The 21,774-nt window shown below is 32.3% G+C and carries 25 protein-coding genes; 11 read left to right on the forward strand and 14 right to left on the reverse strand.

Translation table 11 applies throughout. From position 1 onward, the window contains the following. Positions 1–10: 10 nt before the first annotated feature. The 3 genes from N4T77_RS12955 to N4T77_RS12965 form a co-directional block, all read right to left on the reverse strand. A complete protein-coding gene (locus N4T77_RS12955; RefSeq protein ID WP_261672227.1) occupies positions 11–718 on the reverse strand; it encodes a 2-phosphosulfolactate phosphatase family protein in 708 nt (235 codons plus the stop codon). Between the two features lie 61 nt (positions 719–779). After that, positions 780–1,700 (reverse strand): TIGR01212 family radical SAM protein, encoded by a 921-nt coding sequence (locus N4T77_RS12960; protein WP_261672228.1) that lies wholly within the window; start codon positions 1,698–1,700, stop codon positions 780–782. Positions 1,701–1,737: 37 nt separating this feature from the next. Beyond that, on the reverse strand, positions 1,738–2,871 hold the full coding sequence (locus tag N4T77_RS12965) for a hypothetical protein (RefSeq protein ID WP_261672229.1): 1,134 nt from the start codon (positions 2,869–2,871) through the stop codon (positions 1,738–1,740). Positions 2,872–3,039: 168 nt separating this feature from the next. Between N4T77_RS12965 and N4T77_RS12970 the strand changes: the two genes are divergently transcribed. Then, positions 3,040–4,089: a transporter gene (locus tag N4T77_RS12970; RefSeq protein WP_396125128.1), complete on the forward strand. Its 1,050-nt coding sequence runs from the start codon at positions 3,040–3,042 to the stop codon at positions 4,087–4,089. 68 nt (positions 4,090–4,157) lie between these two features. Further along, positions 4,158–5,057, forward strand: coding sequence for a radical SAM protein (locus N4T77_RS12975; RefSeq protein ID WP_261672231.1), 900 nt, complete (start codon positions 4,158–4,160; stop codon positions 5,055–5,057). Positions 5,058–5,207: 150 nt separating this feature from the next. Here the strand turns inward: N4T77_RS12975 and N4T77_RS12980 are convergent, their stop codons facing one another. From N4T77_RS12980 to murI, 4 genes are all read right to left on the reverse strand, one after another. After that, positions 5,208–5,876: a helix-turn-helix transcriptional regulator gene (locus N4T77_RS12980; RefSeq protein WP_261672232.1), complete on the reverse strand. Its 669-nt coding sequence runs from the start codon at positions 5,874–5,876 to the stop codon at positions 5,208–5,210. 15 nt (positions 5,877–5,891) lie between these two features. After that, positions 5,892–6,263, reverse strand: coding sequence for a DUF3783 domain-containing protein (locus N4T77_RS12985; RefSeq protein WP_261672343.1), 372 nt, complete (start codon positions 6,261–6,263; stop codon positions 5,892–5,894). 11 nt (positions 6,264–6,274) lie between these two features. Then, the gene (locus N4T77_RS12990) at positions 6,275–6,790 is read right to left on the reverse strand and encodes a peptidylprolyl isomerase (RefSeq protein WP_261672233.1); all 516 of its coding nucleotides are present in this window, start codon (positions 6,788–6,790) and stop codon (positions 6,275–6,277) included. 112 nt (positions 6,791–6,902) lie between these two features. After that, a complete protein-coding gene (gene murI / locus N4T77_RS12995) occupies positions 6,903–7,685 on the reverse strand; it encodes a glutamate racemase (protein WP_261672234.1) in 783 nt (260 codons plus the stop codon). A 295-nt stretch (positions 7,686–7,980) separates the two neighbouring features. Between murI and N4T77_RS13000 the strand changes: the two genes are divergently transcribed. After that, on the forward strand, positions 7,981–9,879 hold the full coding sequence (locus N4T77_RS13000; protein ID WP_261672235.1) for a glutamine synthetase: 1,899 nt from the start codon (positions 7,981–7,983) through the stop codon (positions 9,877–9,879). Between the two features lie 42 nt (positions 9,880–9,921). Here N4T77_RS13000 and N4T77_RS13005 read toward each other — a convergent pair whose 3' ends face one another. From N4T77_RS13005 to N4T77_RS13035, 7 genes are all read right to left on the reverse strand, one after another. After that, positions 9,922–10,920 (reverse strand): LacI family DNA-binding transcriptional regulator, encoded by a 999-nt coding sequence (locus tag N4T77_RS13005; protein WP_261672236.1) that lies wholly within the window; start codon positions 10,918–10,920, stop codon positions 9,922–9,924. Between the two features lie 100 nt (positions 10,921–11,020). Then, complete coding sequence (gene rbsB / locus N4T77_RS13010) at positions 11,021–11,941, reverse strand: ribose ABC transporter substrate-binding protein RbsB (RefSeq protein ID WP_261672237.1); 921 nt, start codon at positions 11,939–11,941, stop codon at positions 11,021–11,023. A gap of 52 nt (positions 11,942–11,993) precedes the next feature. Further along, positions 11,994–12,923: an ABC transporter permease subunit gene (locus N4T77_RS13015; RefSeq protein WP_261672238.1), complete on the reverse strand. Its 930-nt coding sequence runs from the start codon at positions 12,921–12,923 to the stop codon at positions 11,994–11,996. Between the two features lie 39 nt (positions 12,924–12,962). Next, positions 12,963–14,462 (reverse strand): sugar ABC transporter ATP-binding protein, encoded by a 1,500-nt coding sequence (locus tag N4T77_RS13020; RefSeq protein WP_261672239.1) that lies wholly within the window; start codon positions 14,460–14,462, stop codon positions 12,963–12,965. Between the two features lie 21 nt (positions 14,463–14,483). Continuing rightward, entirely contained in the window at positions 14,484–14,879 is a 396-nt protein-coding gene (gene rbsD, locus N4T77_RS13025) for a D-ribose pyranase (protein WP_261672240.1), read from the reverse strand. 3 nt (positions 14,880–14,882) lie between these two features. Beyond that, complete coding sequence (gene rbsK, locus N4T77_RS13030; protein ID WP_261672241.1) at positions 14,883–15,815, reverse strand: ribokinase; 933 nt, start codon at positions 15,813–15,815, stop codon at positions 14,883–14,885. 174 nt (positions 15,816–15,989) lie between these two features. Beyond that, complete coding sequence (locus N4T77_RS13035; RefSeq protein ID WP_261672242.1) at positions 15,990–16,538, reverse strand: 2'-5' RNA ligase family protein; 549 nt, start codon at positions 16,536–16,538, stop codon at positions 15,990–15,992. A 278-nt stretch (positions 16,539–16,816) separates the two neighbouring features. Here N4T77_RS13035 and N4T77_RS13040 point away from each other — a divergent pair, with 278 nt between their 5' ends. The 8 genes from N4T77_RS13040 (at position 16,817) to N4T77_RS13075 (ending at position 21,731) form a co-directional block, all read left to right on the forward strand. Next, positions 16,817–16,984, forward strand: a complete 168-nt coding sequence (locus N4T77_RS13040) for a DUF1540 domain-containing protein (protein WP_261672243.1) — start codon at positions 16,817–16,819, stop codon at positions 16,982–16,984. 237 nt (positions 16,985–17,221) lie between these two features. Continuing rightward, complete coding sequence (locus N4T77_RS13045; RefSeq protein ID WP_261672244.1) at positions 17,222–18,484, forward strand: UDP-N-acetylglucosamine 1-carboxyvinyltransferase; 1,263 nt, start codon at positions 17,222–17,224, stop codon at positions 18,482–18,484. Between the two features lie 20 nt (positions 18,485–18,504). Next, the gene (locus tag N4T77_RS13050) at positions 18,505–19,290 is read left to right on the forward strand and encodes an MBL fold metallo-hydrolase (RefSeq protein ID WP_261672245.1); all 786 of its coding nucleotides are present in this window, start codon (positions 18,505–18,507) and stop codon (positions 19,288–19,290) included. 13 nt (positions 19,291–19,303) lie between these two features. Next, positions 19,304–19,870, forward strand: coding sequence for a GerMN domain-containing protein (locus tag N4T77_RS13055; RefSeq protein ID WP_261672246.1), 567 nt, complete (start codon positions 19,304–19,306; stop codon positions 19,868–19,870). Then, the gene (locus tag N4T77_RS13060) at positions 19,854–20,015 is read left to right on the forward strand and encodes a CxxH/CxxC protein (RefSeq protein WP_261672247.1); all 162 of its coding nucleotides are present in this window, start codon (positions 19,854–19,856) and stop codon (positions 20,013–20,015) included. Before N4T77_RS13055 ends, N4T77_RS13060 begins: the two co-directional genes overlap by 17 nt. A gap of 117 nt (positions 20,016–20,132) precedes the next feature. Next, positions 20,133–20,636: an SEC-C metal-binding domain-containing protein gene (locus N4T77_RS13065; protein WP_261672248.1), complete on the forward strand. Its 504-nt coding sequence runs from the start codon at positions 20,133–20,135 to the stop codon at positions 20,634–20,636. Positions 20,637–20,738: 102 nt separating this feature from the next. Next, positions 20,739–21,218 carry a 23S rRNA (pseudouridine(1915)-N(3))-methyltransferase RlmH gene (gene rlmH / locus N4T77_RS13070; protein ID WP_261672249.1) on the forward strand — a complete coding sequence of 160 codons (480 nt, stop codon included), beginning with the start codon at positions 20,739–20,741 and terminating at the stop codon, positions 21,216–21,218. Between the two features lie 162 nt (positions 21,219–21,380). Then, complete coding sequence (locus N4T77_RS13075; protein ID WP_261672250.1) at positions 21,381–21,731, forward strand: DUF2200 domain-containing protein; 351 nt, start codon at positions 21,381–21,383, stop codon at positions 21,729–21,731. Positions 21,732–21,774 lie beyond the last annotated feature (43 nt).

Here is a 21,774-nt window from a genome sequence, read left to right on the forward strand (position 1 = left end):
AATTTTAAATTTAAGATATTAACCCATCTCTGTATTCTGGTACGACTTCTATAATATCCTTTTGACAGCAGTAATTTAAGTCGTGGTCTAATTTTAATTCTTTCATTCTTTTATAGTGAGTTGCTCCTTTTATAAATCTTAACACATCTTTATTTTCACCATATATATAGCTAGCTGTCTTTGAAATATCCGTCAGTTCTATATCAGACTTTTTGTCAGCTATACAGTGTATTATATAACCACTACATATGAAATCATCCATGGAAAACTGCCCATAAGTTCCAGCATTAACTATAACTATATCGTTATTTAACTCAATCAATCTGTCAGCAACAGCTCTAGCATTGATTAATGCTCCTATTAAAATATTCTTAGCTCCTACGCTTCCTCTGATTGCCCTAGTGCCGTTACTAGTGGTTATTACTAAGTTTTTTCCTTCCACAGAATTTCTTTTATACTCTAATGGAGAATTTGAAAAGTTAAATCCATCTATTTTTAACGCTTCTCTCTCCCCTCCTAATACATATACCTTTCTATCCCTATTTGCTATGGTAAAAGCCTCTTCTACTGTAAGTACTGGTATTATTCCTTGGCATCCGTTATTTATAGCAGTAACTATTACAGATGTAGCTCTAAGCATATCTATAACTACTACTGATTTTCCTTCAACCTTTTCTCTTTTTATATCATCTGCGGAAATTATTAAATCAATCTTCATAAAACTTTCCCCCATTAAAAAGTTCTCTACCTTATTTAAGAAGTAGAGAACCTAAAATTAGTTATTTATAGTGTATTCCTTGATATATATCTTTTTCTTTAAGCTTAGCGTCAATGGAATTTAATACTTCCCATTTTTTTAAACTCCATTTTGGACCTATTAGTAAACTTCTTGGTGCATCTCCTGTTAGCCTATGAATTACTACATCAGGTGGGGTAATAGATATGGCTGAACATATTATATCTATATACTCATCTTGCTCTAAGAATTTAAGTTCCCCTCTATTATATAAGCTCACCAAAGGCGTATTTTCCATCAGGTGTAGGAGATGGTACTTTACTCCTTGAACACCTATCTTCGAAACATATTTTACAGTATTCATCATGTCTTCTTTAGCTTCACCTGGTAATCCAAATATTACATGGGCCACTACATCAATATTTATCTTTCTCAAATTGTTTACTGCTCTCTCGAATACATCTAAACTATAACCTCTGTTTATTTTTTTTGCTGTTATTTCATTAGAAGTTTGAAGCCCAAGCTCTACCCAGGTATATATTTTTTTATTAAATTCATCTAAAAGCTCTAGTACCTCTTCACTAAGGCAATCTGGCCTTGTAGCTATTGCCAATGCTACAACACCTTCTTCGCTTATTGCTTCTTCATACTTCTGCCTTAATACCTCTACAGGCGCATAAGTATTTGTATATGCCTGAAAATAAGCAATGTACTTTCCTTCTCTCCACTTGTTGTTCATCATTGTTTTTATATCTTTAAATTGTTCCTTTATAGAAAAGCATCTATTTCCTGCAAAGTCACCGGAACCTCTTTCACTGCAGAAAAGGCATCCACCTTTACTTATAGTACCATCTCTATTAGGGCAAGAAAACCCTGCATCCAAGGATATCTTAAATACTTTACTTCCAAACTTTTGTCTTAAAAAATAATTTAAATTATAATATCTTTTGTCTCCCCACAGCATATTTACTCTCCAATTATACTTTTTATCTTTAATTATATCACATTTTCTTCTCTTTAAAATCCTTAAGACTCAATTGCCACTTCCCTATAATATTGTTAACAGTTTTGTCTCCTGCTTTTTTAGGTATCACATCATAGTTTATAGTGTCCTTATCATATGAAGAAATAACCACATCCACCTTATCTAATGGGTACTTTTCCTCAAACTTAAAAGGTATCATATCTCCACCATCCATCTTATAAATACGTATGCAATGCCCAACACCAGGCTTAGTATATTGAACTGTAATATGTTTTTCTTCTGGAGAAAAACTTATTAATTCTACTCTTGAATCTCTTAATAAGTCTAAAGTAGTAATTTCCTTTCCGATAGGCTTTTCTTTTGTTTTGGAGCCACCGGTATCTTGACCTGCTTTAGCTCCACCTCCGTTTCCGCCACCACCTTGTTCATCACCGCCGCCGCCTTTATCTGACTGTACGGCTAGGGATTCATCTATTTTTATTAACGCAATGTAGGAATCCTTATCTTCAGTAGCTAATGCTAAGTTATCTCCACCATAGGCGAAATTAATTATGCTAAATTTAGCTCTTGGTACTGGTATTTTATCTATATTACTTTTATCATCTTTAGAAAAAGCAAAGTTGGGTATGCTGCCTAGGTCTATCACTAAGTTTGTGCTTACATTGTTCTTATTTCTTAATCTTATTTGATCACCCTCTATAAATGCTTCCTTTTGTACATTATTATTAGTCTCATTTATCTTATAATCGGTGTCTTCCTTTGATATTTTAATAGAATATTCATCTAAAGATGCAAAAGGTTTTGTAACATCTGACCTGGAAACTCTCAGCTTAAATACTCCAGACTTTCCAACCTCACTTGTGTCAGACAAATTATAACCAAAAATCTTTAAACTCTTATTTTCTTCTGGTGCTGAAGACTTTAAAAGTTCTTTAGAATAGAACTTTTTACTATTCTCTATATCGCCTTTCATCAAATACTTCATATATGTTTCTGTTACATTTGTAGCAGCCTTCATATCAAAAGTTTCTGTGCTTTCTTTTGCCTGTTCCTTTTTATTAGATTTACATCCTACAAGTGCACAGCTAACAAATATAATCACAATTATTATTATAATGCTATTTACCCACTTACTATCTATCTTCTTCATAGCCTTCCCTCCGTTTATGTAAATTTCTTGCAGATTAGATTTTTATTTAGTTTTCCCTCAAAATAAAATTTAATTTATAAATCATCATTTTAGCTTTATATCTATATATTTATAAAAGAATGATTACTTGCTAGCTTATGAGTAATTCAAAAAAATTTTAGGAGGGATATCTTGAAGAAAAACTTAGCTCTAATCTTTCAAATAGGTGCTGTTTTTATAGGAACAGTAGTTGGTGCAGGTCTTGCATCAGGACAAGAAATAAATCAATTTTTTACTTCCTATGGATACAAGAGTTTTATAGGCATAGTTATCTGCTGCTTTATTTACATAGCTATGGGCAGTATAATTATAGACTTAAGCCTAAAATATAAGCTGAATTCTTATGACGGCCTTATTGCCCTTGTAAGTCCAGGTATTTTGGGACATGCTACAAACTTTTTAACTACTATCTTTTTAATAGGAGGTGCTGCTACAATCTTAGCTGGCAGCGGCGCTCTCATCCATCAATATTTTGGAGTTTCAAAATGGGTTGGTATAATCATAATGATTTTTGTATCTATTGTAGCGCTATATAGAGATACAAAGGGACTTATAGAAGTAAATTCTTTTATAGTACCCTCTTTAATAATAGTTATAACAACTCTATTTATTCTGTATATAGCTTTTTATAAGGATATAAATGTATCTTATCTTAAAACCATTCCGTTTTATAGAAACAATTGGATGTTATCCTCATTAATATATGGTGCCTTTAATGTATTGTGCTGCAGCGGAGTTCTTGTACCTTTATGCTTAGAAATTAAGAAAAAAAGACATCTTGTGCTAGGAGTTATAATTGGGTCCATAGGCCTTACTTTCCTTGCCCTGATTATAAATCTTCTATTGTTGCTAAACGTTCCTTATATTTTTAAATATGAAATTCCCCTTCTTTATATTGCTAACAGGTTTGGTAAACCAATACAAATGCTGCTTTTATGCATAATTTGGCTAGAAATGTTTTCTACAGAAGTTTCAAATATATATAGCGTTAGCAAAAATCTAGAAGAGTTATTTCATATATCCTACAGAAAGTCTGTTATTTTAATTATTCTCTTAGCAATACCTGTATCACAAGTAGGTTTCGTGAAGCTTATAAACTTCTTATACCCAGCTTTTGCAGTAGTTAGTTTTATATTTATGATTCAATGCCTAATTTTCTATTTTAGAAGAAAATCATAAGCTGTACAATTGTACATATATAATTGTATAATTGTTTGAGAACTACCATAAAAACAGAGGTGTTATAAATGTTAGACTTGCTTAAATGTTGCAATTTATGTCCCAGAAACTGCGGTGTTAACAGACTGGAAAATGCTTTAGGATTTTGCAAATCCGGAAGAGAACTCAGAGTTGCGAGGGTTTCTCTTCACCACTGGGAAGAGCCTTGTATATCTGGTACTAGTGGATCAGGAACTGTATTTTTTTCTAATTGTAATTTAAGATGTTCCTTTTGCCAAAATCACAAAATAAGCTCTGAAGGAGTTGGCAAAGAAATATCGGTAAAAAGGTTAAGTGAAATATTTTTAGAGCAGCAACAAAGAGGTGCTCATAATATAAACCTAGTTACTCCAACTCACTACGTTCCTCATATAGTTGAAGCTTTAGATATTGCCAAGTCTAATGGACTTGCTATACCTATTATTTATAATACTAACAGCTACGAAAACATTGATACCTTAAAAACACTTAGCGGGTATATTGATGTTTATCTTCCAGACCTTAAATATTTCGACGATAAGTTTTCTCTCAGATACTCTAATGCTCCTAATTACTTTAATTATGCATCTAAAGCTATTGAGGAAATGTTTTCTCAAGTGGGAGCGGTAAAATTTGATGATAATGGATTGATAAAAAAAGGTATAATTATACGCCATCTTATGATGCCTAGCCTTTTATTTGATTCAAAAAAAATTATGGACTATGTATATAAAACCTTTGGTCATTCAGTTTATATAAGCATTATGAATCAATATACTCCTGCACATAATTCAAGCAAGTTTCCGGAAATAGATAGACCACTGAATTCAAAGCATTATGATTCTATGATAGACTATTGTCTATCTCTAGGAATAAAAAATGCATTTATTCAAGAAAGTGGCACCTGTTCGGAAAGCTTTATTCCTGAGTTTGACCTAAGAGGAATATAGTGATACAAGCATAAAGCTAACAATATTATAGACATGAAGTTAAAATCACATTAGGTATTTACTTAACTCTCACTATACTAAATTTATAAGACAAAAGGTGTACTGCGTTCAACTGCAATACACCTCTTTCTTATAAAAAGTATCTAAAACCTATAGTCTTATTTCAATCCTATCCAGTTTTACTATTACTTTTAAATCTTTAATTCCTACTGTCTCTGTTCTTAAAGTCCCCCTATTGCTTATAAGGAGAACCTTACTGTTATCTAGTTTCTTTATCTGTCTTAATGCCCTAGAATTGTTATATTCTATAAGACATATAGAGTTATTCTCTACTTCATGCGTTATATGACCAAAAGCTAAGTCTCCTTTTCCAATTCTAAATCCTATCATATCCTCATCTTCTACTTCTAGGTATAGTACTTTATCTTGAGAATATCCTTCTACTTTATTATTTATTAACGGGAGTTGCTTTGTGGATATAGCTTTTTGCAAATCATACTTATAAACTGGCACATTCTTTAATACGGACCCAAAAGCTTCATTCCATACATCTTTTATGCTTTCCTTCTTTGGTTCTGCTACGTACTTTTGGTTTTTATCTTCCTTAAATACCTGCTCTTCAAAAGACATAGTTATATCATTTATATCCTTGCCAAAAATCTTTGATAATTTATCAATTAAATTTTGATTTGCAACTTTTCTACCGGACTCCACTTCGTTAACAAAACTTTCTGCTACTCCTAACTTTTTGGCTAATTGTTTTTGACTCATACCATTACTATTTCTTATACTCTTAATTTTCTCTCCAACTCTGCTCATACTTTCCCCCCGCTTTTATCTGCCATGCTTTTTGTACCATTCTCTTTCTTCAACTAAATGCTCTAACAAATATTCAAAGGTCCAATCTATAGAAGTATCTGTAACTATAGCAAAAATAGGAGAAGGCTGAATACTAGCTTTAATGGCTCTCATTGTGTTTTTTAGTTCTTCATCTTCAAAGTTATTAAATAAAACCACCTTTTCACTAGGAAGATGACAGTTATAAACCTCTAGTTTTATACCATTAAGTATATCTCCTATCTTCATCTTTCCCATTGATTCATCTATAACTTTATACTTTCCCTTTAATATCTCAGAAACAATACTTTGCTCAGCCTCTCCAAATCCATAAACTAGAGCAACCTTATTATTTTCCAACAATGTCACCACCCTGTATTTTAAAGTTTTTCAGGTTCAGAGTATTCTTTGTCAAAGGTCTCAACTGTAACAGATTCCATAACTTGATCCTCATAAGGTTTATCTCTAAAATCTCTATCTACACTCACAATTTTTTCAGCTACATCCATTCCCTCTATTAATTTTCCAAAAGAAGCATATTGGCCATCTAAATGTGGGGAATCTTCTACCATTATAAAAAATTGACTACCTGCAGAATTAGGGAACATAGCTCTTGCCATAGATAGTACTCCCTTTGTATGCTTTAGATCATTTTTAAATCCATTATTGTTAAATTCACCCCTTATTTTATATCCTGGTCCACCAGTACCAGCTCCTTCAGGACATCCTCCTTGAATCATAAATCCAGGAATTACTCTGTGGAATATAAGGTTATTGTAGAACCCCTTTCTTATAAGGCTTATAAAATTATTAACTGTATTTGGAGCAATCTCCGGATAAAGTTCCGCTTTCATTACTCCTCCATCTTTCATCTTAATTGTAACTATAGGATTCATAGTTGTTTTCTCCCTTCAATTTGTAATAAAATCTTATTATATACTTTGAATTATATCATATTTTATATTATTTTCTATTTTTAAGTTATTAAACAAATCAATTCAAAATTTCCTAATCCATTAGTCCTAGCAATTTACGACTTAGATTTATAATCTCATCACTATTTAAAGAATTATAAATTTCTATACTACCCTTTTGATTACCTTTATTGAGTATATTATACTCAGTTAGCTGTCTTTTTAGCTGTTTTGCTGTTCCTCTACTTCCGTCAATAACCGGTACATCTCTAGGAATTACCTTAAATAATTCCTTTTTTATAAAAGGGTAATGAGTACATCCAAGAACAATGGCGGCAATCCCATCCTTACCAAAGGTATTTACCTTGTCTTTTAAATAACTATTTACTTGTTCTCCTTCAAATTCTCCCCTTTCTATTAATTCTACAAGCCCAGGACAAGGAAGAGGTTCAATTTCAGCCTCATTCTTATAATTATTCATAAGCTTATTAAACTTAGTCTCAGCTAAAGTCATAGGAGTTGCCATTATAAGAATTTTCCCTTTTCTCCTATATTCTACCGCTGGCTTTAATGCTGGCTCTATTCCTATTATAGGCATGTACTTAGCATACCTTTCCCTTAGATCTATTATTGCCGCACTAGTAGCAGTATTGCATGCAACAACCAAAGCTTTAATTTTCTTTTCCATAAAAAAATCAACAGCTTTAAAAGTTAAATCCTTAACTTCATCTACAGTTTTCGTCCCATAAGGGGCATTTGCAGAATCCCCAAAATAAATGAAATTCTCCTTTGGCAGGAGATCTATAGCTTCTTTTAAAACGCTAATGCCTCCTACTCCTGAGTCAAAAAAACCGATAGGTCTATCTTCTACCTTCACTGTACCACCTCATTGTGTTAGTTAACATATGTATATATATTTTATATTATATAATATTGGTATTAAGTACACAAATTTATAATAAAAAGTATATTCTAAAAACAACTGAATACTGCAATTTTTTATATTATAACTTTCACCTTTGCTATTGACATCAGTGTATATTAATTATAAAATCATGAATATATTAAAATACAAATAATATAATTATCATATTAATAATGTTAGATATACACAAAACTTGGAGGAAAACATATTTTATGTTTTCTTTATATTATTTTTAGGAGGTAAGGACATGGTAAAGGACTTAATCTACGTTATACCGAAGGAAAAACATTCAGAAGAAGACCTGAAAAAGATACTAATATCTCATCCAGAAATAAAATTTGTATCCCTAGTTGGTATAGACTTATCTGGAAATGATACTGATGAAAAAATTCCCATTAAAATCTTTCTAGAGGATATTTCTACTTTTCTAAAAGGAGCAATTCAAACTGACGGCTCTTCTGTTGTTCTCCCTGGAATTGCAAGTCTAAATAATGCAAAAGTTGATATGCTAGCTGATACAGATGTTAACTGGTTTATAGAATATAATTACGAGCACATAGATCCTCAAACCGGCAATCCTATAGGTACTTTAAGAATCCCTTGTTTTTTATATCATGAAAATAAAGCTGTTGACTCAAGATATATTTTAAAGAGATCCATTGAACATTTCAAAGAAACTCTTCTAGATTTATTTAAAAAATATCCTAAGTCACTATTACCTTTCGGAGTAAATTATGATGATATAGACAAGATTGTTGCAACCTGTGCAACAGAATTAGAGTTCTGGGTTCAAACGCCTAATGATAAGGCTCACGTTGAAGAGTTATCAACCTCTCAGGTTCTGCATGAACAATATTGGACTAGAACAAAAGGTGCTGTAAGAACAGCTCTTGAGCAATCTTTGCTTTTGATGGAGGCATATGGATTAGAGCCAGAAATGGGGCATAAGGAAGTAGGGGGAGTTAAAGCTAAACTTGATCAGTCTGGAAACTTTACCCACATAATGGAGCAGCTTGAGATCGACTGGAAATATTCAACTGCAGTACAAGCTGCAGATAATGAGCTTTTGGTAAGAACTATAGTTAAAGAAACCTTTAGAAGAAATGGGTTAGATGTTACTTTCCTTGCAAAGCCTATAGAAGGAGTTGCCGGTAGTGGAAAGCATACTCATATAGGTATAGCATTAAAATTAAAAAATGGAAAAAGGGTAAACCTATTTTCAGCTCCAAAACATCATTTCTTAAGTACTTTAGGCTATGCTTCCATAATGGGCATACTTAAGAATTATGAGGTTATAAATCCTTTCGTATCTTCTACTAATGATTCTCTTAGAAGATTAAAACCAGGTTTTGAAGCTCCAGTTTGTATAGTAACATCATTAGGAAATTCTGTTGAAGTACCTTCTAGAAATAGAACAATACTTGTAGGTGTTATAAGAGACTTACAAAACCCTCTGTCTACAAGATTTGAGCTTAGAGCACCAAACCCTCATACTAATACTTATCTTTCAGTAGCTGCCCTTTATCTGACTATGATAGATGGTATAAAGTATGCAATAACTAACAATAGAACGGAAGACGAACTTTTAGAAGAGCTTTCTAAAAAACCTGAGGATGATAGTGCTTATCTAGAAAAAGGAAGAGCTTATAGAAGTGAAGAGGATGTCTTCGAAGACTTTACTGAAGAGGAAAGGATAAAGTTCTTCGGTAAAGCTCCTGCTACAGTTTATGAAAATCTCACAGCCTTCGATGTGTATCCTGAAAAGACGGCTACCCTTATGGCTGGAGACATACTAAATGAAAAAATCATAAACAGCTTTAGACTTGGTACAACCACAAGATGGCTTGTAGAAATAAATAACCGAATAATATCTAACTACTCTGATGAGATAAGAAGTTATAAGATGCTTCATTCAATAGATAAAGCACTAGACCTTGATGTAGCTAGTTGGATGAAAATAAACGAATTAAGACATTATATAATGAAAGACTCTTATTCAAAACAAAGCTTATTTACAAGAATAAAGAATGCTACAGATGCTAAAAATTATAAAGAAGTATCAGTTCTTCAAATAGAACTTGATGAAAAGATGAAACAATTAAGAGATCTCTACTCCTCATATAAGAAAAATCTATTAGATATATAATAAGAGAACCCCCCTGCACATTTAAAGATGCAGGGGGGACTTTTAAGTTGTTTTTCTAATTACCAAACTGGTTTTAAAGTAAACTTGTTTCTTCTCAATGTCTTTATTATCTATTATATCTATCAATAGATTGCAAGCTTCTTTTCCCATGTCATAAATAGGTTGAGCTATAGTAGTTAGCTCTGGTTCAAAAATTTCACATATATCTATATTGTCAAATCCCATGATCTTTACATCCTCTGGAATTTTAAGTCCGTTTCTAAGTAGTACCTTCATACCTCCTAAAGCCATCATATCATTGCTATAAAAAATTGCATCTATATTACCAATATGGTCTAATATCTGCTTTGTAGCATTAATTCCACCTTCTATAGTAAAGTCACCTGAAAATATAAGATTTTTATCATATATACAGTACTTATCCATAGCCTTCTTATAGCCTTTTAATCTTTCATTAGATATTTGAAGGTTTTCATTTCCTTTAACAAATGCTATTTTCCTACTACCTATACTATGTAGGTAGTCTATACCTTCCATAACACCTTCTTGATTCAAGGAATAAACTCCGTATTCCTTTTCATATCCGTCTATATATCTATCTACTAAAACGAAAGGTACACTGTTATGCTTTAACATATTTACGCTACTGCAACTTTCTCCACCAGTTGCAAAAATAACCCCATCCACCAACTTGCTTATAAGAAGCTTAATGTATTCTTGTTCTTTTCCCATTTCATTATCTGTATTGCAAAATATAACATTATACCCAGAAGAGCTAGCACTATCTTCAATAGCCCTTGCGATAGATGAGAAAAAAGGGTTTGTAATATCCGGTAAAACTATCCCTATTGTTCTTGTTTTCTTTGTACTTAATCCTCTAGCTAATGAGTTAGGAATGTAGTTTAATTCTTTAGCCAAGTTTAATATCTTATTTTTAGTTTCATCACTTATACTTTCGTCTCTTTTATTTAATACCATAGAAACAGTAGCTTTAGATACCCCAGCTTGTTTTGCAATATCCAGCATCGTAACCTTTTTCATTGTAATACCTCATATAAATCAAATTTAAAATATTGACATTCTTCATGCTATTATCTTTAATTATACTTTATAAAATCCAGGGTGCTAACCCTGGATTTTGTTATTTCTTTATTAATTTTAAATCTACTGGTATTTGTTTTTCTACCTTTTCTCCTTTAATAACTTTTATAGCATTTTCTATACCTAAGCTTCCCATTAAATCTGGTTGCTGTGCAACTGTAGCTGCCATTTCTCCACTTTCAACTGCTTTCTTAGCATCGTCATTTCCATCAAAACCTACAACTAATGCTTTCTTACCTTTTAATGCTTTAACTGCTCCTAAAGCCATTTCATCATTGTGAGCAAATACCGCATCAAATTGAGGTGTAGCTTGCATTATGTTTTCCATTACATTTAAACCTTTTTGTCTATCAAAATCTGCTGCCTGACTTGCAACAACCTTAACATCTGCTTTTCCGTCAACGCCTTGGTGGAATCCCTGTCCCCTATCTCTTGTAGCTGATGCTCCTGGTATTCCTTGAAGCTCAACTATGTTAGCTTTTCCACCTAGTTTTTCAAGTATAAAGTCTGCTGCCATTTTTCCACCAGCAACATTGTCTGAAGCTATATGTGCAACAACTTCTCCTTTATTTGCTTGTCTATCTACAGTTAGAACTGGTACTTTTTTGTCGTTTGCAACTGCAATTGAGTTTCCAACTGCATCACTATCTGTTGGATTTATGATAAGAGCTGATACCCCCTGTTGTAAAAGGTCTTCAACGTTAGATCTTTCTTTTGCAGCATCATTCTGTGAATCTAGAACTACTACATCATAACCTAATTCTTTAGCCTTCTTTTCAGCTCCCTCTTTCATGGATACGAAGAATGGATTATTTAACGTAGACACTACCATTCCTATTTTCTTTTTGTCCCCACCACCTTGAGCTCCTTGCTCAGTTTTGCTGCCGCAACCTGTAAATCCTGCTATAACAAGTGCTCCTGTCAAAGCTAATGATAACATTTTTAAACGATTTCTCTTCATGATTAATAGTCCTCCCTTAGTTTTATTTATATAAATTTTATTTATATACAGCTTATTTGTTCTTCTTATCAAGCATTACTGCTAATAAAATAACTAACCCTTTTACTATTGATTGATAGAATGGAGAAACATTCATTAGGTTTAATCCATTATTCAATACACCTATTATCATGGCACCTATTATTGTACCGGTTACAGATCCTTCTCCACCAGAAAGACTTGTGCCTCCAAGAACAACTGCTGCAATTGCATCAAGTTCAAATCCTACACCGGCATTTGGAGATGCTGATCCTATTCTACTGGTTACAACTACACCACTTAATGCCGCTGTTACACCAGAAACAACATATACTAAAGCTTTAATTTTATCAGTATTAATCCCTGATAATCTTGCTGAATCCTCGTTTCCTCCTACTGCATATACATATCTACCATACCTTGTTTGATTTAAAACATACCAAGCTGCTAAGGCTACAATTACTATTATTATTACTGGTAAAGGTATACCTGCTATCTTTTCATTTCCAATCACCATAAAATCTGAACCAAGTCCTGATACAGGAGTTCCTTTTGTGTAAACATAAGTAACTCCTCTAAATATAGTCATTGTAGCTAAGGTTACTATAAAGGCTTGAATTCTTCCTTTAGACACTAATGCTCCATTAAATAACCCAACTAATCCACCAATCACTAGAGCTACCATCAATGCTAGCACAACGTTTATATCTGCCTTAACCATGACTGCTGCAACTGCTCCTGTTATAGCTAGTGTGGAGCCAACTGATAAGTCTATGCCCCCTGTTAATATTACAAAGCTCATTCCTACGGCAATTATAGCATTAACAGAAACCTGTGTTAGTACATTGAGTACATTTGTAACAGTTAAAAATCTAGGTGTAACCACAGATATAATAATGCAAAGTACTATTAGTCCTATTAAAGATCTATACTTAAAAAGTAAACTTTTAACGTCCTTTTCCAACTTTAACACCCCTTTGTCGTTGAAGTTTAATTTATAAAATTATATTCCTACTGCATACTTCATTATATTTTCTTGAGTAAGTTCGTCCCTTTTTAGTTCTCCAGTTATCTTACCTTCGTGCATTACTATTACCCTGTCACTAACACCTATTACTTCTGCCATATCTGAAGAAATCATTATTACCGCCTTACCCATACTTTTTAATTCATTTAATACTTCATAGATCTCCTTTTTTGCACCTACATCTATACCCTTAGTAGGCTCATCTATAATAAGAACCTTAGGCGAAAGCATAAGCCATTTTGCCAAAATTACTTTTTGCTGGTTTCCTCCACTTAAATTCTTAATTATTTGATTTTCACTAGGAGTTTTTATAGAAAGCTTTTTAATATATGTCTGTGCTTCTTCTTTCTCTGACTTTTTGTTTATTCTCATAAACTTATTTTCATAACTCTGTAAATTAGAAAGTGTCATATTCTCTTTTACAGACATTCCTAAAATTAAGCCTTCTTTTTTTCTGTCCTCTGAAAGATAGCAGATTCCTTGCTCAATAGCATCCTTAGGAGAACTAATATTAACCTTTTCTCCTTCTATATAAATTTCACCTGAGTTCTTTTTGTAGTCTCCAAAGATAGTTTTTGCTAACTCCGTTCTACCAGCCCCCATAAGTCCAGCAAAGCCTAAAATTTCACCTGCTTTTATCTCAAAGCTAGCATTTCTAACCTTGTCTTTCAATGATAGGTTTTCTACCTTTAGTAAAGTTGATCTTTTTTCTACCTCTTTATAAGGAAACTGTTCCTCAAGCTTTCTCCCTACCATCATTGTTATTAACTCATCTTTAGTTACATCTTTAGTAGCTACATCCCCAACGTATTTTCCGTCTCTTAGTACTGTTATAGAATCACAAATTTCAAAAATTTCATCCATTCTGTGGGAGATGTATATTACAGCTATACCCTTTTCTTTTAACTTTCTGATTACCTCAAAAAGCTTTTTTGTTTCCACATCAGTAAGAGCTGTAGTAGGTTCATCCATAATGATAAGACTTGAATTTTTACTTAACGCCTTTGCAATTTCTATCATTTGCATTTCGCCTACGTTTATATCTTTTACTAGAGTATTAGGATCAACGCTGCACCCTATCTGCTCTAGAAAACTCTTACTTCTTTCCTTCATCCACCCTTTATTTATTCTTCTAGTACCTTTACTGTATTTTTCGTTCCCTAAAAATATATTTTGCGCTACTGTTAAATTAGGAAGTACACTAAGCTCTTGGTGAATAATTGTGACTCCTAACTCTTCTGCCTGTTTAATTCCTTGTATGTTAACTTCATTGCCCTCTATTAAAATTTTACCAGTATCCTTTTTATAAACACCGCTTAATATTTTCATTAGAGTAGACTTTCCAGCTCCATTTTCTCCAAGAAGTGCTAAAACCTCTCCTTTATGAACCTTTAAATTTACATCTTGGAGTGCTTTTACACCTGGAAAAGACTTTGATATGTTAACCATTTCTAAAAAAGGTTTGTTATCAGTCATATTCCTTCCTCCTAAACTTTTCTAAAAAACAACTCCCGATCTTAAAATAACATTAGCATAAGGAGTTTGTTCTCCTGTTCTTATAACTGCCTTGCAGTCTTTTAACTTTTCTTTAAGCTGTTCATGGCTAATTAAAGTTATTTTAACATCACCTATTGATTTTTTTATTTCTTCATATATATGGGGACTAACCTCTGCTGTCTCCTTAGCTATTTCAACCTCTTCAATTTCAAGTTCTGTTAAAATAGCTTTTAATGTATCTATAAATCCTGGAACATTTTTTATGAGTGCTATGTCTAACCTTTTAGTACCCTCTGGAATAGGTAATCCACAGTCTCCTATTGCCAATCCATCTGTATGTCCCATTCTTGATATAACTTCCGATATACCTGAATTTAGCAATGTAGTTTTTCTCATACTTTATTCCTCCCCGTATATTGCTTCAACTTCTTCTAAATAAGGCAGTGATGGTTGAGCTCCCTGTCTTTGTACAACTATTGATGAAACTTTATTAGCAAATTTAATAGCTTTTTCAATTTGCTCAAAGTCTATATTTTCTTCATTTTGAAGTTTACTTGCTAGTGCACCAATAAAACTATCTCCAGCTGCTGTAGTATCTATTGCTTTTACCTTATATGCTGGTATGATATTAAACTTATCTTTTGAAACTAAGGCAGCCCCTCGTTCTCCTAATGTAATTATTACAAACTTTACACCCTTTTCCATGAACTTACTTGCTGCTTCTTTAATACTTTTCTCATCATCAACTTTAGTATTTGTAAGTTCAAATGCTTCAGTTTCATTTGGAATTATAATATCTGTAAGCTTTAATAATCCATCTGGAATCTCTTTCGCCGGTGCAGGATTTAGAACTGTAATTACTCCCTTTTCCTTAGCTACCCTGAATGCTTCTATTGTAGCCTCTAATGGTGTTTCAAACTGTGATATAAGCATTCTTGATTCACTTATAATATCTTCTCTTTCTCTTATCCACTGCTTACTAATATCCATATTGGCACCTGGAACTACTACAATTGAGTTTCTTCCTTCATCATCTACTGTAATTATAGCCATTCCAGTAGGACTGTTATCACTATGCCTTATATAATTTACATCTATGTTATCCTTTTTTAAAGCCTCTAGTATTTCGTAACCGTTTTCATCTCTGCCAACTTGTCCTATGAAATTCACATTGGCTCCTAACCTTCTTGCAGCTACTGCTTGATTTGCACCTTTTCCCCCAAAAATCTTTTTATAGTCCTTTGATAAAATAGTTTCCCCTGGTTGAACCATTCTATTTACTCTTAATACTAAGTCCATATTTATACTTCCTAAGATACAAATACTTTCCACTTTAAATCACCTCTTCTCTACTTAACCGGTTTATTTAACCGGTTAAGTATATTTTATATTACTATTAATCTAATGTCAATTACTAAAGTAATTGTTTTCATTCAGTTAAATATTAAAAAAAACCCCATGTATAACCATACACGAGGATTCCTAGAATTACTTTATAAATTGTCCTTAAAAATCTCTAAGTGGAAAACTTTTTACTACCATATCTCTTCTACTGTTTATTGGTTTCCAAAGTTCTATTCTATCAATTTTAGCCATTCTGTGAATATCTTCTTTTTTAGTGCTTTCACAGGCTGCTATGTATTCTTTAGCACTCCACTCTCTTGCAGCATAATTAGTATTTGCTAAGGAAACATGCAGGTCCCACTTACTTATGTTATCCCTTACATCAAAGCCATGCAGCTTTAGAGTATCATTTATCTGCCTAGCTAATCTAATAATATAACCTTTATTTTCTATCTTTAAATTAACAGATTTATAAGGTGGATCAAAGCAGATTGCACCATTGACCTCTACTTTAAATTTCTTATAAGGTTTCAACATATCTGAAACTATTTTCGTTAATTTCTCCATATCAGGGTCTCCTATAACCTCTAAAGTTATATGAAGCATAGGCATATTTTTATATATCTTATACTTTTTACATATAGTTCTTTGTATTTCTTCCATATAGGAATATGATTGCTTATCAAATAAAGCTACTAAGTAATATCTCATATTTTTATAATCCCCCAAAACTAATAGTCTTAAAACACAAATATATAACCTGAATATTATTATATCATATTATCATTTTCTTACTTAAACATATTCTTAAATCTACTAAATAAAAGTCCATTAAAAAATTGTATTGATGTTATATAGGTTATATATTCATATTAAAATTAAGTTAAGTAAAACCTAATTTCAATATTATACCATACATATAAAAAAGTAAAAATGAAAAAATAATACTGTTTGAAATAATAAATAATATAATATGGAGGTACGAATCTATGAACGAAAGACCAAATGATAGTATAGGATGTATAGTATCTGAATGTAAATTTCATGCAAAAGACCAAAACTATTGTACATTAAACAAAATTCAGGTTACAAAACATGAGTCAAAAGCTACAACTAAACAATGCACTGATTGTGGTAGTTTTGAATCTGAACTATAATACTAAAAAAAGCACCGTTATGGTGCTTTTTTTAGTATTATAGTTCAATATATAAAGCATAAATATATGATAAATTCTAGGAAACTTTATGCAATTTATAATCAACCTATTCACATTTTTAAAATTAGTGTTAAAATATTATAGAATTATGTTATAATAAGGTTTGTGTAATAATTTGAAATCAAGATTTCTAAACTTGAATATAATTTTTAATTTATGATAAGGATGGATGCGGGAATGGATAAATTAGTAATTAATGGTGGTAACTCACTTTCTGGTCGTATTGAGATAAATGGTGCTAAAAACGCTGCTGTAGCAATACTTCCTGCTGCTATAATGGCCAGTAAAGGTACCTGTAACATAGATAACATACCTGATATTGAAGATGTTCACTGTATAGAGAGAATAATTGAAGGATTAGGCTGTAAATTAGTTAGAGGAAAGAACTCAGTTGTAATAGATAGCACTGCTATAAATAACGTGAATGCAAATACTGAAGATGTTAGAAGAATGAGAGCTTCTTATTACTTAATTGGTGCCCTTTTAGGAAGATTTAAAAGAGCAACAGTAGAACTTCCAGGTGGATGTCCTATAGGTGTTAGACCTATAGATCAGCATATAAAAGGCTTTGAAGCTTTAGGTGCAAAAGTTGAGATTAAACATGGTTGTGTAACAGTTGAAGCTGATAAACTAATAGGTACTAATATATTTTTTGACGTGGTAAGCGTTGGTGCTACAATAAACGTCATGTTAGCAGCAACACTAGCTGAAGGAGTTACTACTCTTGAAAATGTAGCAAAAGAACCACATGTAGTAGACGTAGCAAATTTCCTTAACAGCATGGGTGCTAATATAAAAGGTGCTGGTACAGATGTAATAAGGGTGTTTGGTGTAGAAGAGCTAAAGGGCTGCTCCTATAGTGTTATTCCTGACCAGATAGAAGCCGGTACATATATGATTGCTGTTGCTGCCTGTGGTGGTGAAGTAACTATAGAAAATGTTATTCCTAAGCATCTTGAGTCTATTTCTGCAAAACTTATAGAGATGGGAGCAGAAATAAGAGAAGATGGTGACTCTGTAACTGTAAAATCTAGTGGTAAATTAAAAGGGGTAAATATAAAGACTCAACCTTATCCTGGATTCCCAACAGATGTTCAACAACCAATGAGTACGCTTTTAACAGCATCTGAAGGTAGAAGTATTATTAATGAAAGCATATGGGAAAGCAGATTTAAGCATGTAGATGAACTAAAGAAAATGGGTGCTAATATAAAAGTTGAAGGTAGAACAGCTATTATAGATGGAGTAAATAAACTTACAGGCGCTGTTGTAAAAGCAACTGACTTAAGAGCTGGAGCTGCTATGGTAATAGCAGGCTTGATTGCAGACGGAATCACTGAAGTTTTAAATATTGAGCATATAGATAGAGGATATCCTAATATCGAAGATAAATTTAAAGCTTTAGGCGCTGATATAAAAAGAGCTTCTTATAGCGAATAGCTCTAGATAGGAGAATTGCTATGATTTTTTGTCCTTTATATAGTGGTAGTAGTGGAAATAGCATATTTGTATCATCTGACGGTGCTAAAGTTTTAATAGATGCTGGACTTCCAGGGAAAAGTATTGAAAAGGCTCTCGTAGATATTGGACAAAATCCAACAAATATTGATGGAATATTTGTTACCCATGAACATACTGATCATACAAAAGGCGTAGGTGTGCTATCGAGAAAATATGATATTCCTGTATACGCAAATTTATCTACCTGGAATGCTATGTCAAAAACCGTAGGTAAAATAAAAGAACATAACATTAAAATAATTGATAATAGTTATGTAAATATTAAAGACATGGATGTAATTAGCTATAAAATATCTCATGATGCGGCTGATCCTTCTGGATATTCACTGATAAGTAAAAATAAAAAGGCATGTGTAGCAACAGATTTAGGTGAGTTTTCTAATGAGGTGCAAAAAATATTGGAAGACGCTGATGTAATACTTCTAGAAAGCAACCATGATGTTCAAATGCTGAAGTTTGGACCTTATCCTTATAATCTAAAGAGAAGAATCCTAAGCAATATTGGTCATCTATCCAATGAAGATTGCGGAAAAGCTGTAGTAGGTATTACAAATAATAAGTTTAAAAAGGTAATCTTAGGTCATCTAAGTAAAACAAATAATTACCCTGAGCTTGCATATCAGACTGTAGTAAATGTATTAAATGACTCCAATGTTAAGTTGGATAAAGATTTATCTTTATATATGGCAAAGCGAGATATGCCAAGCAACTATATAGAATTCTAAAAAGGTGAGGAATATGAAAAAGATTTTTGGTCTATTTATCTGTTCTACAATAATGTTTTCAACATTAAGCCTAACTGGATGCGAAAAGAAAGATAGTTTAAGCCTTAATTCGACTGAAAAAGAGAAGCAGATTGTATTATCAAAAGAAAAAGATAATTTATTAGACCTGAATATTTATTTTGATTCTTCTAAAGATAATATTAATTCAGAGATTTCTAAAGAAGAAAGGGTCATGAAAAAGGATGAAATATTTGGTGAAACTATTGTTAACCAATTGATTAAAGGACCTTCAGTGAAAAGCAATCTTAAGCCAGTTTTACCTAAGGAGACTAGACTAATAAGTTTTTCAATAAAAGACAACATTGGTTATGTTAATCTTAGCAAAGAGGCAAATGTAGCAATGACCCCACTAAAAGCAGAAACATCCCTTAAAAGCATTATTTGGTCCCTAACCCAGATTTCTTCTGTTGAAAAGGTGAAAATTTTAATAGACAATAAAGATACAGAACTTTGGGGAGGCCACTATGATTTATCCAAACCACTAGGAAAGGATGACCTGTTGAATGTTAAAAGAAAATAAATATTGTTGTGAGGATCATGTTGACATGGCATTTGATGACTTTTTAGTAGAAAAAGAAACATTTCCTTGCTTAGAGAAGTCAGAGGACAGTAAATGCAGCTATTGTAATAAGAAAGCAGAATATGTTCTTAAGCTACCTAGTTAATGACTAATATACGTTGATTATAACAAAAGTTGTTGAAAAATATTATAATTTTTATTATAATATTTGAAGTAATGTATATTGTTAAATAATAATATATTTTCAAAAGGAGAATTTACTATGAGTTTGTATAAAAACTGGACAGATATGGTTATAGAATTTGTAAAGACTAGAGGAGAGGCTGAATTTTGGAAAGAATATGGTTCTATTGAAAAGCATATTTATTCTAAACTTTTAGCTGAACATAATGACGCTATAAATGGCACTATAAAAGACTTAGCTGAAAAATACGAAACAACAACTGTATTTTTCATGGGATTCCTTGATGGAATAAATGATAGTCTTGTAGAGTCTTTAGATCTTGAAAACTTAGAAGAAACTTCTGAAATCAATGCTAAAGTAAACTTTGAAAAATTATACTTTAACATGCTAGATGCTAAGGCTGATTATCTTTATGGACTTCCTCAATGGGAAGCTATATTCTCACCAGAGAAAAGAAAAGAAATTCGTCAAAGCTGGGTAGCTTCTAAGACTATTGTCAACAAAAACAAGGTAGGAAGAAATGATCCTTGTCCATGTGGAAGTGGCAAAAAGTATAAGCAATGTTGCGGAAAAAACGCTTAATTTAATTAAAATCCTTACACTATTGTGTAAGGATTTTTTACTTATGTTATAAACAAACTTTATGAAATCATTAAAATTTATTAACAGATTGGAGATAAAGTTATGAACATATCCACAATATGTGTAGGCAAACTTAAGGAAAAGTATTTAAAGCAAGCTATAGATGAATATTCTAAGCGTCTATCAAGATACTGTAAACTTGATATTATAGAGATTCCTGATGAAAAGACACCAGATAATGCCTCTGAAAAAGAAGAATTTATGATAAAAGAGAAAGAAGGATTAAATATACTAAGGCATATAAAAGATAATATGTTCGTAGTAACATTAGACCTTAAGGGTAAGATGCTCTCCTCTGAGGAACTAGCAAGCTTTATAAAAGATTCTGGTGTCAGAGGTAATAGTAACATAGCTTTTATTATAGGTGGCTCCCTTGGACTTTCTAAGGCAGTTTTAGACAGAGCAGATTTCAGCCTTTGTTTCTCCAAAATGACTTTTCCCCACCAGCTTATGAGAGTTATTCTACTAGAGCAAGTTTATAGAGGGTTTAGAATAATCAACGGTGAACCATACCATAAGTAAAGGAGGTTTATAGTCTTAACCATTGATTTTATTTGTGTAAATATCCTATATCCAGAATCCGTTCTTTTAACTGGTGGGATAATAAAAGATAAGCCAAACCTTCATTTGAACCGACTATTTTTTATGATATAATAAAGAAAATTGCATAAGAGAGGGTATATCATGGCCAAACATAATATCTATACAATGAGCGTAGCAAGTGTCTATCCCCTTTATGTTATGAAGGCGGAGAAAAAAGGACGCACGAAAACAGAAGTCGATGAAATCATCTGCTGGTTGACAGGATATAGCCAGGAAGAGTTAGAAGTTCAATTGGAGAACCATACAGATTTTGAGACTTTCTTTGCGGAAGCTCCTCAACTAAATCCTTTACGGACTTTGATTAAAGGGGTTGTCTGTGGTGTCCGAGTGGAAGACATTGAAGAAGCAACTATGCGGGAAATTCGCTATTTAGATAAGCTAATCGATGAGTTAGCAAAGGGAAAAGCGATGGATAAGATTTTGAGGAAATAATGATTAAAAACGAAGAAACACTGATTTTATATGTAAGATATAA

The sequence above is a fragment of the Clostridium sp. CX1 genome (assembly GCF_025398335.1).
Taxonomy (GTDB): Bacteria; Bacillota; Clostridia; order Clostridiales; family Clostridiaceae; genus Clostridium_AM; species Clostridium_AM tanneri.